We start from the raw sequence: 16,593 nt of genomic DNA, 5'->3' as shown, positions 1-16,593 counted from the left end.
AACAAATAATTCGCATACGAAGTATATTAGTACTTTCGGCTTTCCGGGTCAAACCTTATTTTTGCCCAAAAACGAAGAAAATCCGCAGCAAGCCGCCCTGAGGGCGGCTGCTGCGGCCGGATAATCACGGTATTCCGCATTAACGCTTTATTGCTCTTCGGTATTCTGCTTATCTTCCGCCAGACCTGCAAAAAGCGCATGTACAAACTGCTCGGCGTCAAACTGCTCTAGATCGTCCATCTTCTCGCCGAGACCGACAAACTTGACCGGCAGCGACATCTCTCGGCGAATGGCGATAACGATGCCGCCCTTGGCCGTGCCGTCGAGCTTGGTCAGCACGAGGCCGGAGACGCCGCTCTTCTCACCGAAAAGCTTGGCTTGCTGGAGCGCATTTTGTCCCGTAGCCGCGTCCAGCACGAGCAATGTCTCGTGCGGCGCGCTCGGAATCTCCCGCTGAATGACGCGGTAAATTTTGGACAGTTCCTCCATCAGGTTCGCTTTGTTCTGCAGGCGCCCGGCCGTATCGCACAGCAAGACGTCGACGCCGCGCTGCTTGGCAGCTTGTACGGCATCGTACATGACCGCCGCAGGGTCGGAGCCGGCTTGCTGGCTAATGACCTCTACGCCGACCCGCTCGCCCCAAACTTGCAGCTGCTCGATGGCGCCTGCGCGGAACGTATCGCCTGCGGCGAGCAGCACCTTTTTGCCCTCTTGCTTGAAGCGGTACGCGAGCTTGCCAATCGTCGTCGTTTTGCCGACGCCGTTCACGCCGACGAACAGAATGACCGTGATGCCGCCCGGATTCATCTTAAGCTGGGACGATTCGCCGCTTTCCGTCAAAAGGCCTACCAGCTTTTCGGATAAAATCGGCTGAAGCTCCGCCGGCTGCTCGATGCGGCGCTTTTTCACCTCGTCTCGAAGGTCCTCGATCAGCTCCATGACCGTGTTGACGCCGACGTCGGCGCCGATCAGAATTTCCTCGAGTTCCTCAAAAAACGCTTCGTCGATTTTTTTGCGTCGGCTGAACAGGTCGGTCACTTGTCCGACAAAGGCGTCGCGCGTTTTCGCGAGGCCATCCTTGAACTTATTCGTTACGGCCTCGGTTTTCGAGGCGATGCTTTCCTTCAGTCGTTTAAAAAAACTCATCTACCGTTCCTCCTGCCGGGCGGCCCGCCGCTCCTCACGCTCGGCGTCCGTCCCGTCCTTCAATATGAATCATCGCCGCGAGCCTTGCATGTCGTCAGCTCACCAGGTCTTCACGCCGTCGCTTCTGCAGTAAATTCTTCGCTTTCTTCGAGCTTGACGGATACGAGCTTGGACACGCCGCCTTCTTCCATCGTGACGCCGTAAAGCATGTCCGCCTCCTCCATCGTGCCCTTGCGGTGCGTGACGACGATAAACTGCGTCAGCTCCGAGAAATCGCGCATATAACGCGCATACCGGGCGACGTTCGCCTCGTCCAGCGCGGCTTCGACCTCGTCGAGCACGCAGAACGGCACCGGCTTCACGTTCAGTATGGCAAACAGCAGCGCAATTGCCGTCAAAGCTCGTTCGCCGCCGGACAGCAGCTGCAGGTTTTGCAGCTTTTTGCCCGGAGGCTGGGCGACGATCTCGATGCCAGTGTCGAGCGGGCGGTCGGGCTCGCTCAAGATGAGATCCGCTCGGCCGCCGCCGAACAGCTTGGAGAAGACCACGACGAAGTGGCCGCGAATCTGGTCGAACGTCGTACGGAAACGTCTCGACATTTCCTCGTCCATCTCGTGAATGATCGCGTGAAGCTTGCTTTTGGCTTCCATGAGGTCGTTCTTCTGCGCATCCAGAAATTCATAGCGCTCGCTCACGCGTTTGAATTCCTCGATGGCACCCAGATTGACCTCACCAAGCATCGTAATCTTGCGCTTCAGCTCGCGCACGTCGTTCTGGGCGGCGGGCACGTCCTCGGGAACCGCATATTTTTCCTTGGCCCATTCGTAGCCGATCTCGTATTCCTCGCTAAGCTTGCGTAGGAGATTGTCGAGTTCGACGTCCATCCTGTTCGAGGAGATCTCCGCCTGCCGAAGCTGGTCCTCGACTTGACGCAGCTGGCTGCGCTGCTCGCGCGTCTCGTTTTCCTTGCGCTCGAGCTCGCGCTGGCGCTGCGACCGGTCCGCGCGCCGGAATTCGATCCCTTCGGTGTATTCCTTCTTGGCGAGACGCAGCTGGTTAAGCCGTTCGCGCTGCTGGTTCTGCTCGGCGGCGGTACGCTCGGTATCCGCCGTATTTTGCGCAAGCGTCTCCTTCAACTGACGCGATTCGGCGGACATCCGCAATTCGTCGCTGCGATGGCGGCTCGACTGCTCGACGATCGACGCACGCTCCTGCTCCATGCGCGCGATCTTCACTTTCATCTCGGTCAGCTGCGCCTGCAGCTCTTCCTTCGCGCTCGCGCTTCGCCGCTTGAACTCCTCCGCCTCGCGGATCGCGCGGGACAGGCGTTCTTCTTCGGCGGTATGCTTGACGAGCCTGGCTTCGGCTTCGGCACGGGCGGCCGCCAACTCCTTCTTCTCGCGGCCTAGCCCGCCTTCGTCGCCGCCGATCGCGGCGAGCTGCGCCTCGAGCAGCTCCCGCTCCTCGGCATGCCGCTGCCGCTGGGCCGACGCCTGCTGCTCTTCCATTCGGGCGCGTTCGCCGGATTCCCGGAGCTGCTCGATATTTTGCTGCGCCAACGCGAGCTCCTTTTTCAGGTCGTCGAATTCGGCGCGCAGCTTGATCCGGGCCTCCTCCGCCGCTTTGATCTCCTTGGCCAGCTCTTCAAGCTGACGCTGGCGGCCGAGCAGGTTGGACGATTTGCGCGCCATGCTGCCGCCCGTCATCGAGCCGCCTGCATTGACGACGTCGCCGTCGAGCGTTACGACCCGATAGCGGTACTGGAGACGCGATGCAATCCGGTTGGCATGCTCGAGCTTCTCCGCGATCATCACGTTGCCGAGCATGCTGCCGACGATGCCCGCATACCGAGACTCGAAGCTTACGAGCTCGGACGCCACGCCGACAAAGCCGTCCAGTTCCGATACGCTTCTGCGGTCGCCGTCCCCGACGTTGCGGGGCTTGATGACGTCCATCGGCAGAAACGTCGCGCGTCCCGATTGACGCTGCTTCAAGTAGCCGATCGCGGCACGCGAGGTCGCTTCGTTTTCCATGACGATATTTTGCAGCGCCGCGCCGAGCGCGGTCTCCACGGCCACCTCCAGATGCGCGGGCACGGTCACGAGCTCTGCGACCGCGCCGTGGACGCCGTGCAGATGCCCTCGCTTGGCGGCCTTCAGCACTTCCCGGACGCCGTGCTGGAAGCCGTCGTAATCGTTCGCGAGCTCCGCAATCGTATCGCGCCGCGACACGAGCGCTTCGCGCTTCTGATCCCAGCGGCGTCCCTCGCCCTGCGTCTCCTCGAGACGCCGCTGCAGATCGGCGACGCGAGTGCCTTCCGAGATATAGCGGTCTCGCGTCTGCGCGACCGCCTGTGCGCAGGCAACAACCCGCAGCTCAAGCTCCGCTCCGCGAAGCTTGAGCGCCTCGCGCTGCTCCTCGAGCTTGGCCCTCTCTCCGGCCGTACGGGCCGACTTGCGCGCGAGCTCCTCCCGCTGCTGCTCGCAGTAGCGGATATCGTTGCGCGCCTGGGCCATCGCATTCATCGTCTCGAACAGGTCCGTCTTCAGCCGCTCTTCGGCGTCCTCGCTGCCGTCCGCGATCGCGAGCTTCAACTCTTCCTCGATCAGCTTCGTCTGAAGCGCCTCGAGCTCGCCTTCGACCTGGACGCGGCGAGTCTCGATTTTCTCGCCTTCGGCCTTGGACACGGCGAGCCGCTCGGTCACCAGCGCCAGACTCTCTTCAAGCTGTGCGCGGCCGCGCGCCAGATTCGCCATCCGCTCGGTCAGCAGCTCGCCGTAGCCTTCGCTTTTTTCGGTCTCCTCCGTCGTCCGAAGAAGCTCGTCCTGCAACCGCTCGAGCGCTTCCTCGAGCCGCTGCAGCGCCTGGCGCTCTTCTTCGAGCTGAGCGTCGTGCGCCGACACGACCGTGGATAGCTCGAGCTGTTCCTTGCGGAGCTTCTCGAGCTTGCCGTTCGTCTCCGCCCAGGTTTTGTGCACGGTGTCGATCTGATGGACGTACAGGGCGATTTCTTTGTTTTTGAGCTCTTCCTTCAGCAGCTTGAACGACTCGGCCTTCGCCGCCTGCTTGCGCAGCGGCTCGACCTGGCTCTCGAGCTCCACGACAAGGTCGTTGATCCGCAGCAGATTGCCTTCGGTGTCCTCGAGCTTGCGCTGCGCTTCCTTTTTGCGCGACTTGTACTTGACGATGCCCGACGCTTCCTCGAATATGCCGCGACGGTCCTCGGAGCGCGTGCTTAAAATCTCCTCGATACGACCTTGTCCGATGATCGAGTAAGCTTCTTTGCCGATGCCGGTATCCATGAACAGCTCCGTAATGTCCTTCAGACGGCACGGCTGCTTGTTGATCAAATATTCGCTGTCCCCGCTCCGGTGCACGCGCCGCGTGACCGTTACTTCCGCGAATTCGAGCGGCAGCGCCTTGTCGCTGTTGTCGAGCGTGAGCGACACTTCGCCAAAGTTGACCGGCTTGCGGGCGTCGCTGCCGGCAAAAATAACATCCTGCATGTTGCCGCCCCGAAGGCTCTTGGCGCTCTGCTCGCCGAGCACCCACCGGATGCCGTCGGAGATATTGCTCTTGCCGCTGCCGTTCGGGCCGACGACGGCCGTAATGCCGCGGCCGAACTCGAGCTGCGTCCGGTCCGCGAACGATTTGAAGCCGGCAAGCTCAATGCCTTTCAGATACATGGGGATCCCTCACCTTTTGTCTCTCGCTGCCCGCGGCTTGTCCGCCACCCGTCTCTGCGTCGGCCCGCAATTGGCGAAGCGCCTGCGCGGCCGACTGCTGCTCCGCTTCCTTCTTGGAGCGCCCGGCCCCTTGGCCCAGCCGCCGCTCGCCGATTCGGACCTCGACGACGAACTCCCGGTCGTGCGCCGGACCCCGTTCCTCTAAAATCCGGTAGTCTAGCGTACCGAGACCCAGATGCTGCACGCGCTCCTGCAGCTCGGTCTTGTGGTCCTTGATCGGCGCCTGGCCTTCCTTGGGCAGATGAGCGAACAGGTGCTCGCCGAGGAAACGGTTCACTTCCACCAGCCCCTGATCCAAATACAACGCGCCCACAAACGCCTCGAAGGCGTCGGCCAGCAAGGACGGGCGGTTCCTGCCGCCCGTCTGCTCCTCCCCTTTGCCGAGCAGCACGACCTGCCCGAATTCGAGCGCCTCGGCAAAACGGACAAGCGACGGCTCGCAAACGATCGCAGCTCTAAGACGCGTCAGCTCGCCCTCGGGTCGGTCCGGATACATCCGGTACAATGCCTCCGACACGGTCAACTGAAGGACGGCGTCACCCAGAAATTCCAGGCGCTCGTTGTGTTCCACGCGCGAGCCTCGCTGCTCGTTCACGTATGACGTATGGGTAAAGGCCTGCCTTAGCAGCGATACGTTGCGGAACCTGACGCCCGCTCTCTCTTGCAGCCGGTTCATGACTTCGCTCATGTACGGCATCCTCCTTCTCTTTTCCTCCGCAATTCATGACGTTTTGTTCCCCGCCGTCATGCGGGCGCTTACGCCTTATTTTAGAAAAAACGCAGGCGGCACGCCGCCTGCGTCATGGCCGAGCGCTTATAATCAAGCCTCGTATTTGCGCAAAATAACCGTCGCATTGTGACCGCCGAAGCCGAACGAATTCGACAGCGCCACCTTCACGTCCGCTTGGCGCGGCTCGTTCGGCACGCAATCCAGGTCGCACTCCGGGTCCTGGTTGTCGAGATTGATCGTGGGCGGCAGCACGCCGTTCTGGAGCGCCAGACCGACGATGACGGCTTCGACCCCGCCTGCCGCGCCGAGCATATGGCCGGTCATCGACTTGGTCGAGCTGACGGCCAGCTTCTTGGCATGCTCGCCGAACGTGCGCTTGATCGCCTCGGTCTCGGACTTGTCGCCGACAGGCGTCGAAGTGCCGTGCGCATTGATGTAGCCGATCTCCTCGGGCGCGATGCCCGCGTCCTTGATCGCTCTGGCCATGCAGCGCGCCGCACCGTCAGGATCCGGCTCGGTCATGTGATGGGCGTCGCCGCTCATCCCGTAACCGATCACCTCGGCGTAAATATGCGCGCCGCGCGCGGTCGCGTGCTCGAGCGATTCCAGAATGAGCACGCCCGCGCCTTCGCCCATGACGAAGCCGTCGCGGTCCGTATCGAACGGACGGCTCGCCTTTTGCGGCTCTTCGTTGCGCGTGCTCATCGCGCGCATGTTGGAAAATCCGGCAACCGCAATCGGACGGATTGTCGCTTCGGCGCCGCCGCAGATCATGACGTCGGCGTCGCCGCGCTGGATCAGCTTGTACGAATCGCCGATCGAATGCGTGCCTGTGGCGCAAGCCGTGACGGCCGTCGTGTTGGGACCCTTGGCGCCCGTGACGATCGAGATCTGGCCGCTCGCCATGTTCGCGATCATCATCGGGATAAAGAACGGACTGACGCGGCGCGGTCCCTTTTCCATCAGGATCGTATGCTGATCCTCCCAGGTGCCGAGGCCGCCAATCCCCGAACCGACGCTTACGCCGACGCGATCGGCTTCGGCGTTGACGCCGATCTCAAGACCCGAATCCTTTACGGCGCTAAGCGATGCCGCCAGGCCAAACTGCACGAAGCGGTCCATGCGGCGCGCTTCTTTTTTGTCGATTCCGTGCGCTTCAGGCTCCCAGTTCTTCACTTCGGCCGCGATCTTCGTCGGATAGTCGGCCGTATCGAACGCCTCGATCATGCTCACGCCCGACTTGCCGGCGAGCAGGCTGTCCCAAAACGTATTCAAATCCGTGCCCAGGGAGGTAACGACTCCCATGCCGGTAACCACTACACGATTTGCCAAACTATGTTCACCTCTTCAGCCGATGCGTAAACGTTTGGCGCCGCCCATGACGGACGAGCCCGTTTCGCGTAGAAATCCGGGCGATCCGGATGCGAGAAGCGTCCGAATCCCCGGAACGGATGGTAAGCAAGACTGACGAACGGATCGGCGTCCGCATGGGACGGATCCCGTCATTTATTGCAGCGATTCGTCCCGGCGGGAAGAATCGTTCTAATAAATACGGCGTCCGCCGCGGCGGGGCGCATATCCGGCTCTGTGCAGGTAGCGACGGCCCGGGACCGTCCGTACACGGATGGCCGCCGGGCCGCAGACCCTAAAATCGTGCAGAATGTGGAGAAGTCCCGCTCTTCGAAGCGGGACCCGTCAGATCAGTTAGGCATGAGATTGTATGTAATTTACGACTTCTCCCACCGTAGTGATCTTCTCTGCATCCTCATCGGAGATCTCCAAGTCGAATTCGTCTTCGAGTTCCATTACCAGTTCGACGACATCAAGAGAGTCGGCGCCCAAGTCGTCCTTAAAGTTCGCTTCGTTGGTGACTTCGGCCTCTTCAACGCCCAGGCGTTCGACCACGATGCGTTTAACGCGATCATATACATCGGACATCCGGTTCACCTCCCTTTTGGTATTATACGAGATAGATGGACAAAAAGCCAGCGCGTAAACGGTTCCGCGAAAGCCCTTTATCCGTTGCGCCGCACGCCCGCGGACCCAAGTCCGCCGGGGTACGGCAGCGTTTTACATATACATGCCTCCGTCGACATGGATCGTCTGGCCGGTCATGTAAGATGCGCTGTCGGACGCAAGGTACAGCACGCTTGACGCGATCTCCTCCGGTGTGCCCATGCGGCCGAGCGGAATGTCCTTCAGCATGGCTTCGCGGAGATCGGCCGGCAGCTTGTCGGTCATATCCGTCTCGATAAAGCCCGGCGCGACCGCGTTGACGGTGATGCCGCGCGACGCAAGCTCTCTTGCCGCGGATTTCGTCAGGCCGATAACGCCGGCTTTGGCCGCGACGTAGTTCGCCTGTCCCGCGTTGCCGAGCACGCCGACGACCGAAGAGATGTTGATGATGCGGCCGTAACGCTGCTTCATCATCGGTCGGGTAACCGCCTTGATGCCGTTGAACACGCCCTTGAGGTTCGTCTCGATCACGGCGTCGAATTCTTCTTCCTTCATGCGCATAATCAGGTTGTCCCGTGTAATGCCGGCGTTGTTCACGAGAATGTCGAGCTTGCCGAACGCTTCGATCGCGCGCTGCACCATCGCGTCGAACTCCGCAGCTTTGCCGACGTTCGCCTGAACCAAAATCGCCTTGCGGCCGAGCGCTTCGATTGCGTCCGCCGTCTCTCGGGCGGCGGCTTCGCTGCCCGCGTAGTTCACGGCGACGTCGCAGCCCGCTTCGGCGAGCGCGATCGCGATCGCCCTGCCGATTCCGCGCGAAGCGCCGGTCACGAGCGCGGCTTTGCCGCTAAGATCAAACTCCGCCATATTATTACCCCTCTCGCGCTAGGCATAATCACTAAGTCCGCAGCCGTGCGGGGCGTGCCCCGTGTCAGCCGAGTTCCGCCTCGTTTACGCCGGCGGCGTTGCCCACGGATACGACCCGCACCGTTTTGTCGATCTTCTTGATCAGCCCCGCCAGTACGGTGCCCGAACCGATCTCCACGAACGTATCGACGCCTTCGCCGATCAAATAGCGGATGCTGTCCTCCCAAAGCACGGGGGAAACAACCTGCTCCACGAGCAGCTCCCGCAGCCGCGCGCCCTCGCCCACCGCAGTCGCCGTCACGTTGGCGATGACCTGCACTTCGGCATCGCGGAAGGCGACTTCGTCGAGCTTGGCCGCGAGCCGGTCGGCCGCGGGACGCATGAGCGACGAGTGGAACGGTCCGCTGACGTCCAGCGGGATCACCCGCTTGGCGCCGGCTTCCTTGCCGCGCTCGACGACGGCCGCAACGCCTGCCGCAGTGCCGGATACGACGATCTGCCCTGGGCAGTTGATGTTGGCGAGCTCGACTTGCGTGCCCGCAGCCGAGATGTCCCGGCAGAGCGCTTCAAGCGCTTCGCGCTCGGCGCCGAGCGTCGCCGCCATTGCGCCTTGGCCGCTGGGCACGGCCTCTTCCATGAACGTGCCGCGCGCGCGGACGAGACGGATCGCGTCGGCAAAGTCGAGGACGTTCGCCGCAACGAGCGCGCTGTATTCGCCGAGGCTATGTCCGGCAACGAAGTCCGGCTTTACGCCCCTCGCCTTAAAAGCTTCGAGCAGCGCAACGCTTGTCGCAAGCAACGCGGGCTGCGTGTTCGCCGTCTGGCGCAGCGAATCCTCCGGCCCCTCGAAGCAAAGCGCCGATACGGAAAATCCGAGCGCCCGGTCGGCAGCCTCGTACACGCGCCGCGCCGCTTCGAACGCTTCCGCGGCATCCTGGCCCATTCCGACCGCCTGCGCCCCTTGTCCGGGAAATACGAATGCGATTTTGCCCATGATCGTTCGTCAGCCTCCTCTATCCTTTACCAGACCAGTACCGAAGCGCCCCAGGTGAGGCCGCCGCCGAAGCCGACGAGCGCGATTGTGTCGCCCTCGCTTACTCGCCCTTCCTCCGCCGCTTCCGCCAGCGCTAGCGGGATCGAAGCCGCCGACATGTTGCCGTAGCGATCCACGTTGATCACGCACTTCTCCGGCGGCAGCTCGAGCCGCTCGAGCGAAGCCTGGATGATGCGGATATTCGCCTGATGCGGCACGAGCAAGTCGATCTCGGACTTGTCCACGCCCGCCTTGCGGAGCGCTTCCTCGGCCGCATTGCCCATGATGCGCGCCGCGAACTTGAACACCTCGCGGCCGTTCATCTCGATGAAGTGACGCTTGCCGGCCACCGTCTCTGCGGACGAAGGCTGGCGGGAGCCGCCGCCCTGGATGCGCAGATGCGGACCGCCGGAGCCGTCGGCCCCGAGCTCGAACGACTTGAAGCCGCGTCCTTCGGGCACTTCGCCGATGACGACAGCGCCCGCGCCGTCGCCGAACAGCACGCAGGTGTTGCGGTCGGTGTAGTCGGTAATCCGGGACAGCGTATCGGCGCCGATGACGAGCGCGTACTTGTACATGCCGAGCGCGATGAAGCCGGATGCGTTGGCGAGGCCGTAGATGAAGCCGGAGCAAGCGGCGGACAGGTCGAACGCGGCCGCTTTTTTCGCGCCAAGACGGTCCTGCAAAATGCAGGCGGTCGACGGGAAAAACATGTCCGGCGTAATCGTCGCGACGATGATCAGATCCAGCTGATCCGCCGTGATGTTCGCCGACGCCAGCGCCTTGACGGCCGCCTCGTACGCCAGATCGCTCGTCGCCTCATGCTCGGCCGCGATGCGGCGTTCGCGGATGCCGGTGCGGCTCACGATCCATTCGTCGTTCGTTTCGACCATTCGCTCCAGCTCTTGGTTCGTCAGACTGCGCTCCGGCGCGTACTTGCCGATGCCGAGGACGCCCACGGGAATTCCATTCATCGTCTTCTCTCTCACTTTCCGCCGAATTCTTCGGCCAATGCAGGGATGAGTCCGTTGTCGATCGCGGACACCGTATGGCGGATCGCGTGCATCGTCGCGGTGGCGTCCGAGGAGCCGTGGCTTTTGACGACCAGCCCGTTCACGCCGAGCAGCGGCGCGCCGTTATAAACCTTGTAATCCATCATTTTGCCGACGCGCCTGAAGTTCGGCCGCAGAACGGCCGCCGCCAGCTTGGAGCGCAGGCTGCTCGTCATCTCTTGCTTCAGCAGGCCGAACACCGTCTCGGCCGCGCCTTCGATCGCTTTGAGCAGAATGTTGCCCGAAAAGCCGTCGCAGACGAGCACGTCGCAGCTGCGGCTCAGCACGTCGCGCGCTTCGACGTTGCCGATGAAATGAATCGGCGCCGACTCGAGCAGCTCGAACGCGGCCTTGCTCAGCTCGTTGCCTTTGGCTGCCTCGGTGCCCACGTTCAGCAAGCCCACCTTGGGCCTTACGAGCCCGTGTACCTTCTGCCTGTACATGCTGCCCATCAGCGCATACTGCAGCAGATGCTCCGGCTTCGCGTCCATATTGGCCCCGAGATCGAGCGTCAGGACGCCCTTGCCGTCCGTCGTCGGGAATAAAGAGGTCAGGCCCGGCCGGTCGATTCCTTTGAGCCTGCCGAGCACGAGCAGTCCCGCAGCCATCAAGGCGCCGGTATTGCCTGCGGAGATCATCGCGTCTGCGGCGCCCTCCTTTACCATACGGGCCGCCACATTCATCGAAGCATCCGGCTTGCGGCGCACAGCGCGAACGGGTTCGTCGTCCGGCGCGATGATATCCGCCGCCGGCACGACCGTCACGTTCGAAGGCTTGCCCGCGCTCAGCAGCGGATTGAGCGCTTCCGGCCGTCCGACGAGCAGCAGCTCGGCCTTCGGCCACTGCGAGGCCGCCGCCAGCGCGCCTTCAACCGTCGAGCGGGGCGCATGGTCGCCGCCCATCGCGTCTATGGCGATTTTCATGCCTCTCCCGCCCCTTCCTCGTCCGCAGAGCCTGCGGAGCGATAGATCACAAAGTTTCCTTGAAATACCATTTCGTCGCCGACGTAAGTGAATACCTCCACCTTCGCCTTGCCTTTCTGAACGCCGCTGGATCTCACATACGCCTTTGCGATGCACTTTTCCCCATGCCTGGCAGGACGAATAAAGCGGATATCCGCCGATGCGGTCAGCGCGATCTCGTCGTTGATGACGGCTACCGCGAGCGAGTTGGCTTGCGCGAACACATGATGCCCCCGCGCAATGCCGCTTCGGGAGAGGACGTGCTCGTCCCGAATCTCGAACATCGAGATGCCGCTCTTGTCGAGCTGCAGATCGAGGACGTCCCCGATCACTTCGTGAAGCGGCAGCGATCGGACCGGGTCGTAGGAGCGCTCCGCCATCAGCTTGAGCCGCTCGCGCAGCTCGGGGATCGCCAGCTCCAGCCGGTCGAGCCGGATCGTCTGGATGCTGACCTTGAGCAAGCGGGTCAACTCCCGGTCGGTCAGGAACGGATTGTCTTCGATGAGGCGGGCGAGCTGCTGATGGCGTTGCTTTTTGGGCATGCGTTCCATGGGCGACACCGCCTTATATGTTCATACTGATACCTGGTGCCAATCGGATATAAAGAAAAACGCGCCTTGACGCTAGTCACGCCGGGACGCGTTATTTCATTATTGCTTGATGATTTCGCGGGATTTGTACGTGCCGCAAACCTTGCACACGCGGTGCGAGATTTTCAATTCTCCGCATTGTTCGCACTTGACCAAACCCGGAACGACCAATTTGAAGTGCGTCCGGCGCTTGTTTTTGCGGGCTTTGGATGTTTTGCCAAAAGGTACTGCCATGTTCCCACCTCCTTACCAGAGTCGAAAGCGAAAGCGGCCTCTATCGGCATTCCTATTTCGATGTCGTTATGAACGTTCGGAATCGAACCAGCCTTTGAGCGCCTCCAGCCTCGGATCGATCTTGATCGGCTGCGGCCGCTCGGGCTTGCCGTTCAGGTCTTCGCCGGTCTCCGGATCGAGTCCCTTGCAGTCTTCGCTGCAGGTCGGCGACAGCGGCAGATTCAACAGCAGTTCGTCCTGCAAATAAGGCCGAAGCTCCAGCCGATCGCCGTGGAACGGTACGAAGTCCTCGTCGTCCTGCTCTCCGAGATCCGCCACTTCCTGCGAGACTTGCTTAAAACTCTCGTTGTAAGGAATGTGAAGCGGCTCTTCGAACTTGGTCAAGCAGCGAACGCATGTCCATTCGAGATTGCAGTCCAGCTGGCCGTCTACATGGACGAACTCGCCGGAAGGCTCGGCCTTAACGTCCGCCTTGAGCGGACCGGCCGGACGCACGCCGGGTACCTGTGACAGCAGATCGGCGACGTCAATCGTCTCTTGCAGCGTTAGCCTAGCCTTGGCTGCCCTCAGTTCCTGTACATTGAGCAACATATTATCACTCCAAACAAACAAAAGTAATTATAGACGCGGGACGGCGCTTTTGTCAACATTTAACGCGGCGGACGGCCTTGGCGCCCCGATCGGGAATTCAAGCCTTCTTTCATGTTATCATATCCTTAATCCGCGCTTCAAAGGAGCGTTCGCCATGTCCACCGTCGGCCTCGTCGTCGAATACAATCCGCTGCATAACGGTCATCTCTATCATATACAACAATCGCGCAAAATAACGGAAGCCGAATCCGTAATCGCCGTCATGAGCGGCCATTTTCTGCAGCGCGGCGAGCCGGCGATCGCAGACAAATGGTCCCGTACGGAAATGGCGCTGCGCGCGGGCTGCGATCTCGTACTCGAATTGCCCGTCGCTTACAGCGCCCAACCGGCCCAGTGGTTCGCGTACGGCGCTGTCGCCGCGCTTGCCGCTACCGGCGTCTGCGACGCGCTCTGCTTCGGCAGCGAGAGCGGGGACGCAGACGCCCTGGCGCGCATCGCCGATCGGCTGTCGGCCGAGCCCGAGTCGATGCGGCTTCGGCTTGCCGCGCTGCTGAAGGAAGGCCTGCCTTATCCGAGCGCATACGCCGCGGCCGCCCGCGAGCATCTCGAGGCCGCAGGGGAATCGGACGCCGCGTTCGGGCTGGCGCAGCCAAACCATACGCTCGGGCTTCATTATTTGCTCGCGCTGCGCAAACTGGGCAGTCCGATGAAGGCGCTATCTATCCGGCGCGAGAAGTCGGACTACAATCAAACAGCGATCACCGACACGGCCATCGCGAGCGCGACGGCGCTGCGCAAGCTTATCGGCGAAGCGGGCGGCGTGCTGGACGGCCTTGCGCCTTATGTGCCCGGCTCGACGCTGGACGTACTGCGCAGGGAGGCGTCGGCGGGCAGGGCGCCCGTGACGTGGGAGGCTTTCGCGAGACCGCTGTTCCACCTGCTCGGCTCGATGCCTGCATCGGAGCTTGCAAGCTATGCCGAGGTGACCGAAGGACTCGAGCACCGCATCAAAGGCGCGCTGCGGGAGCTGCGCGCCTGGCGCGTGGACGAATTGCTGGATCTGCTCAAGACGAAGCGGTATACGCGCACGAAGCTGCAGCGGACGCTGGCGCGCATCCTGCTCGGCCACCGGGCGGAGGACCTGAACGCCGACCGGCTGGCGGCGGGCGTGCAGTACATTCGCGTGCTCGGCTTCACGGCGCGGGGGCAGGCGCTGCTGAAGCGCATGAAAAAGACGGCGGCCGTGCCGGTCGTCCAATCTGCCGCGGCCGGCGACTGGCCGTATCTGGCGATGGACGCGAGGGCCACCGCGGTATATGCCGCGGCGCTTGCCGCCTCGCGGCCCGCCGACGCCTGGCGGGACTATACGGAGCCGCCTGTAAGGGTATGAAGGCGGTTCGCGCACGCGGAGGATCCCCCACCGCATTTTCTCTCGATATCGCGATATCGAATGCGATGCGCGTTCGCGGATCGCGCTTGCGCACGGATAGCGAGTCTGCAGCCAAGCGCTCCAGCACGGATAAGGTGTTTTTGGCGCTAACTCGGCGCTGTCTTGCTGGTTTGAGCCCGAGATAAGGTGTTTTTGGCGATAACTCGGCACTGTCCTGCTAGTTTGAGCCCGAGATAAGGTGTTTTAGGCGATAACTGGCCCACACGCAATCGTTTGAGCTTTCCCTCGAACGATCGTTGAAAAGCGATCCGCAGCGCAGCTACAGATCCTGCGACATCCGGATCATGTCCCTGCACGGAATGCCGTTTTCGACGATCGGCTCCTCATAATGTCTCACGAAAAAATCGACGTCTACGCCGACGATCCGAAAGCCGCACTTTTGATAAAGCGCGAGCTGCCCGATGCCCGAATTGCCCGTACCGACCTCGATCGTACGATACCCTTCGCGGCTCGCGGTTTCGATAGCATGAAGGACGAGCGCTTTGCCGATGCCCTTCCCCTGATGACGTTCGTCGACAGCGACGTTAACAAGCTCCGCCGTGTCCGGTCGCGTAGGCAGCAGGACGTAAGTGCCTAAAGCATCTCCCTCCTCTGCTCTCGCGACGTAGCATACTCCGCGCCTCAAATATTGCGTTACCAGTTTTTCCGACGGATCGGCGAGCAATAGCAGAGCCATTGGCGGTTTTTCCCCCGGTCCTAGCGATTCGATTCGCATGCGGCCCCTCCTCCTGTTGTTCTCGGCGCCTGCCTGCATCGCCCTCCCGGACAAGGCTGGTCTATCGACGGACGAGCTTGCGTACATTGAAGCATGACCCATTGAGCGGCCATGGCCTTGTCTTGCGCGATCGCGGCGCTTCGCACCACCAGCCATCCGTTAGACCCGAATGGGCGTGAGGAGGCGGCTTTAATGCCGGAATCCGCGTCGCGCAAAAAATCGTTTCTCATCTCTATATTGCTAGGCGGCTGCGCCCTGGCGCTCGTCGTCGGCATCGTGAGATCGCCGGACGAGGCATTTCGCGCTTCGCTGGGCGGACTTGAAATCTGGTGGAGGACCGTATTCCCCGGCCTGCTCCCTCCGCTCATGCTCGCCGAACTGCTTGCCGCCTCGGGACTGCTTCACGGCATCGCTGCGCTCGGCAGTCCGCTCTTCCGCCGTCTGTTCAAGCTGCCGGCAGCTGCGGGTTGGGTCGCGGCGTTCGGCTGGACGGCGGGCATGCCCGCCGGCGCTCGCGAGACGGCGCGGCTGCGGGATCGCGGCATGATTCGCGGCCGCGAAGCCGAGTCGTTGCTCCTGCTCTCGCATATGCCCAATCCGTTTCTCGTTATCGTCGTGGTGGGCAGCGGCTTTCTGCAGGCGCCCGCATACGGCTGGGCGATCGCCGCCGGACTATGGATATCGGGCATCGCTGCCGGTATGCTTTGGCCACGGCTGTCCGGACGCGACCCAATGTCGCCGGCATTGGCGGATTCATCCGTCGAGCCGACGTCGGACGATGGAGGCGTCATCATTCAGCCGGCGGGCTCCGCCCTGCGCCGCGCCTTCCGGGCCATGCAGGAGGCGCGTATCGCCGATGCGCGCCCCTTCGGCAAGCAGACCGCCGATGCCGTCACGAGCGCAGTCGCCACGCTGTTCGCGATCGGCGGTCTTATGATGATGAGCGCCGTGCTGCTGCGCATTTTGCAGACCGCGCTGCCGGGCACCGACGCTTGGCTGACGGTCCCCAGTCTATACGAGATGCACCTTGGCGCCTATGCTTCCGGACGATCGGCGCTGTTCGAGTCCGCGCCGGCCAAAGCCGCCGCGCTCATCGCTGCAGCGCTAGCCTGGAGCGGTATCAGCGGCCTGCTCCAAGCCCGGGCCGCCTGGAGCGGCAGCCGTTTCCCTTGGTCGCGCTTTATCGCCGGCCGCCTGCTGCACGCGGCGCTCGCTCTTATTGCGACTTATCCGCTCGCCCTCGCGGCCGAGCGCGGCTGGTTCGCGCCGCTCGCCCCCGCATGGCGCGGCATCGCGGGTCCGATCGCGGCATCCGGGCAGGCTGCCGGTCCGCTTCCCTCCGGCTGGACGCTGCTGCCCGGCACGACGCTCGCCACGCTCGCATGCCTCGGCATTTTTGTATTGCTCGCCCTGCTCGCCGCCATCATCTCGCCCAGGCGCCGTGGCAGCGGCAAACGCCCGAAGTAATCGCCGCGGGCTCCGTAATCTTATAGGCCAAACAGGCACCTTCAGCGAAACGTC

At 62.4% G+C, this 16,593-nt stretch carries 15 protein-coding genes; 2 read left to right on the top strand and 13 right to left on the bottom strand.

The genetic code is table 11. From position 1 onward, the window contains the following. Positions 1-147 precede the first annotated feature (147 nt). The 12 genes from ftsY to ACFSR7_RS28005 form a co-directional block, all read right to left on the bottom strand. Entirely contained in the window at positions 148-1,146 is a 999-nt protein-coding gene (ftsY, locus tag ACFSR7_RS28060) for a signal recognition particle-docking protein FtsY (RefSeq protein WP_378167368.1), read from the bottom strand. 110 nt (positions 1,147-1,256) lie between these two features. Continuing rightward, a complete protein-coding gene (gene smc, locus ACFSR7_RS28055) occupies positions 1,257-4,832 on the bottom strand; it encodes a chromosome segregation protein SMC (RefSeq protein WP_378167366.1) in 3,576 nt (1,191 codons plus the stop codon). Beyond that, the gene (gene rnc / locus ACFSR7_RS28050; protein WP_378114932.1) at positions 4,813-5,580 is read right to left on the bottom strand and encodes a ribonuclease III; all 768 of its coding nucleotides are present in this window, start codon (positions 5,578-5,580) and stop codon (positions 4,813-4,815) included. Before rnc ends, smc begins: the two co-directional genes overlap by 20 nt. Before the next feature lie 132 nt (positions 5,581-5,712). Beyond that, complete coding sequence (gene fabF / locus ACFSR7_RS28045) at positions 5,713-6,954, bottom strand: beta-ketoacyl-ACP synthase II (protein WP_378167364.1); 1,242 nt, start codon at positions 6,952-6,954, stop codon at positions 5,713-5,715. A gap of 372 nt (positions 6,955-7,326) precedes the next feature. Further along, positions 7,327-7,560 carry an acyl carrier protein gene (gene acpP, locus ACFSR7_RS28040; RefSeq protein ID WP_090117455.1) on the bottom strand — a complete coding sequence of 78 codons (234 nt, stop codon included), beginning with the start codon at positions 7,558-7,560 and terminating at the stop codon, positions 7,327-7,329. Positions 7,561-7,692: 132 nt separating this feature from the next. Then, complete coding sequence (gene fabG / locus ACFSR7_RS28035; protein ID WP_378167362.1) at positions 7,693-8,445, bottom strand: 3-oxoacyl-[acyl-carrier-protein] reductase; 753 nt, start codon at positions 8,443-8,445, stop codon at positions 7,693-7,695. A gap of 64 nt (positions 8,446-8,509) precedes the next feature. After that, a complete protein-coding gene (gene fabD / locus ACFSR7_RS28030; RefSeq protein ID WP_378167360.1) occupies positions 8,510-9,439 on the bottom strand; it encodes an ACP S-malonyltransferase in 930 nt (309 codons plus the stop codon). Between the two features lie 26 nt (positions 9,440-9,465). Further along, positions 9,466-10,452 (bottom strand): beta-ketoacyl-ACP synthase III, encoded by a 987-nt coding sequence (locus ACFSR7_RS28025; RefSeq protein ID WP_378167358.1) that lies wholly within the window; start codon positions 10,450-10,452, stop codon positions 9,466-9,468. An 11-nt stretch (positions 10,453-10,463) separates the two neighbouring features. After that, the gene (gene plsX / locus ACFSR7_RS28020; RefSeq protein ID WP_378167357.1) at positions 10,464-11,453 is read right to left on the bottom strand and encodes a phosphate acyltransferase PlsX; all 990 of its coding nucleotides are present in this window, start codon (positions 11,451-11,453) and stop codon (positions 10,464-10,466) included. Continuing rightward, on the bottom strand, positions 11,450-12,043 hold the full coding sequence (gene fapR / locus ACFSR7_RS28015; protein WP_378114944.1) for a transcription factor FapR: 594 nt from the start codon (positions 12,041-12,043) through the stop codon (positions 11,450-11,452). Before fapR ends, plsX begins: the two co-directional genes overlap by 4 nt. Before the next feature lie 99 nt (positions 12,044-12,142). Further along, positions 12,143-12,316, bottom strand: coding sequence for a 50S ribosomal protein L32 (gene rpmF / locus ACFSR7_RS28010; RefSeq protein ID WP_090117460.1), 174 nt, complete (start codon positions 12,314-12,316; stop codon positions 12,143-12,145). Between the two features lie 66 nt (positions 12,317-12,382). Next, entirely contained in the window at positions 12,383-12,907 is a 525-nt protein-coding gene (locus ACFSR7_RS28005) for a YceD family protein (RefSeq protein WP_378167355.1), read from the bottom strand. A gap of 154 nt (positions 12,908-13,061) precedes the next feature. Between ACFSR7_RS28005 and ACFSR7_RS28000 the strand changes: the two genes are divergently transcribed. Then, the gene (locus ACFSR7_RS28000; protein WP_378167354.1) at positions 13,062-14,297 is read left to right on the top strand and encodes a nucleotidyltransferase; all 1,236 of its coding nucleotides are present in this window, start codon (positions 13,062-13,064) and stop codon (positions 14,295-14,297) included. A gap of 319 nt (positions 14,298-14,616) precedes the next feature. Here ACFSR7_RS28000 and ACFSR7_RS27995 read toward each other — a convergent pair whose 3' ends face one another. Continuing rightward, a complete protein-coding gene (locus tag ACFSR7_RS27995) occupies positions 14,617-15,072 on the bottom strand; it encodes a GNAT family N-acetyltransferase (RefSeq protein WP_378167352.1) in 456 nt (151 codons plus the stop codon). Between the two features lie 192 nt (positions 15,073-15,264). Between ACFSR7_RS27995 and ACFSR7_RS27990 the strand changes: the two genes are divergently transcribed. Beyond that, a complete protein-coding gene (locus tag ACFSR7_RS27990) occupies positions 15,265-16,539 on the top strand; it encodes a hypothetical protein (protein WP_378167350.1) in 1,275 nt (424 codons plus the stop codon). Positions 16,540-16,593 lie beyond the last annotated feature (54 nt).

This window comes from Cohnella sp. GCM10020058 (assembly GCF_042683485.1).
GTDB lineage: Bacteria > Bacillota > Bacilli > Paenibacillales > Paenibacillaceae > Cohnella.
This window is presented reverse-complemented; position numbering and strand designations above follow the sequence as displayed.

Bases quoted from the DNA above. Each gene is read 5' to 3' on its own strand.
- fapR (WP_378114944.1), bottom strand. From the start codon at position 12,043: ATGGAACGCATGCCCAAAAAGCAACGCCATCAGCAGCTCGCCCGCCTC.
- ACFSR7_RS27990 (WP_378167350.1), top strand. From the start codon at position 15,265: ATGCCGGAATCCGCGTCGCGCAAAAAATCGTTTCTCATCTCTATATTG.
- rpmF (WP_090117460.1), bottom strand. From the start codon at position 12,316: ATGGCAGTACCTTTTGGCAAAACATCCAAAGCCCGCAAAAACAAGCGC.
- plsX (WP_378167357.1), bottom strand. From the start codon at position 11,453: ATGAAAATCGCCATAGACGCGATGGGCGGCGACCATGCGCCCCGCTCG.
- ACFSR7_RS27995 (WP_378167352.1), bottom strand. From the start codon at position 15,072: ATGCGAATCGAATCGCTAGGACCGGGGGAAAAACCGCCAATGGCTCTG.
- smc (WP_378167366.1), bottom strand. From the start codon at position 4,832: ATGTATCTGAAAGGCATTGAGCTTGCCGGCTTCAAATCGTTCGCGGAC.
- ftsY (WP_378167368.1), bottom strand. From the start codon at position 1,146: ATGAGTTTTTTTAAACGACTGAAGGAAAGCATCGCCTCGAAAACCGAG.
- ACFSR7_RS28025 (WP_378167358.1), bottom strand. From the start codon at position 10,452: ATGAATGGAATTCCCGTGGGCGTCCTCGGCATCGGCAAGTACGCGCCG.
- fabD (WP_378167360.1), bottom strand. From the start codon at position 9,439: ATGGGCAAAATCGCATTCGTATTTCCCGGACAAGGGGCGCAGGCGGTC.
- rnc (WP_378114932.1), bottom strand. From the start codon at position 5,580: ATGAGCGAAGTCATGAACCGGCTGCAAGAGAGAGCGGGCGTCAGGTTC.
- ACFSR7_RS28005 (WP_378167355.1), bottom strand. From the start codon at position 12,907: ATGTTGCTCAATGTACAGGAACTGAGGGCAGCCAAGGCTAGGCTAACG.
- ACFSR7_RS28000 (WP_378167354.1), top strand. From the start codon at position 13,062: ATGTCCACCGTCGGCCTCGTCGTCGAATACAATCCGCTGCATAACGGT.
- fabG (WP_378167362.1), bottom strand. From the start codon at position 8,445: ATGGCGGAGTTTGATCTTAGCGGCAAAGCCGCGCTCGTGACCGGCGCT.
- acpP (WP_090117455.1), bottom strand. From the start codon at position 7,560: ATGTCCGATGTATATGATCGCGTTAAACGCATCGTGGTCGAACGCCTG.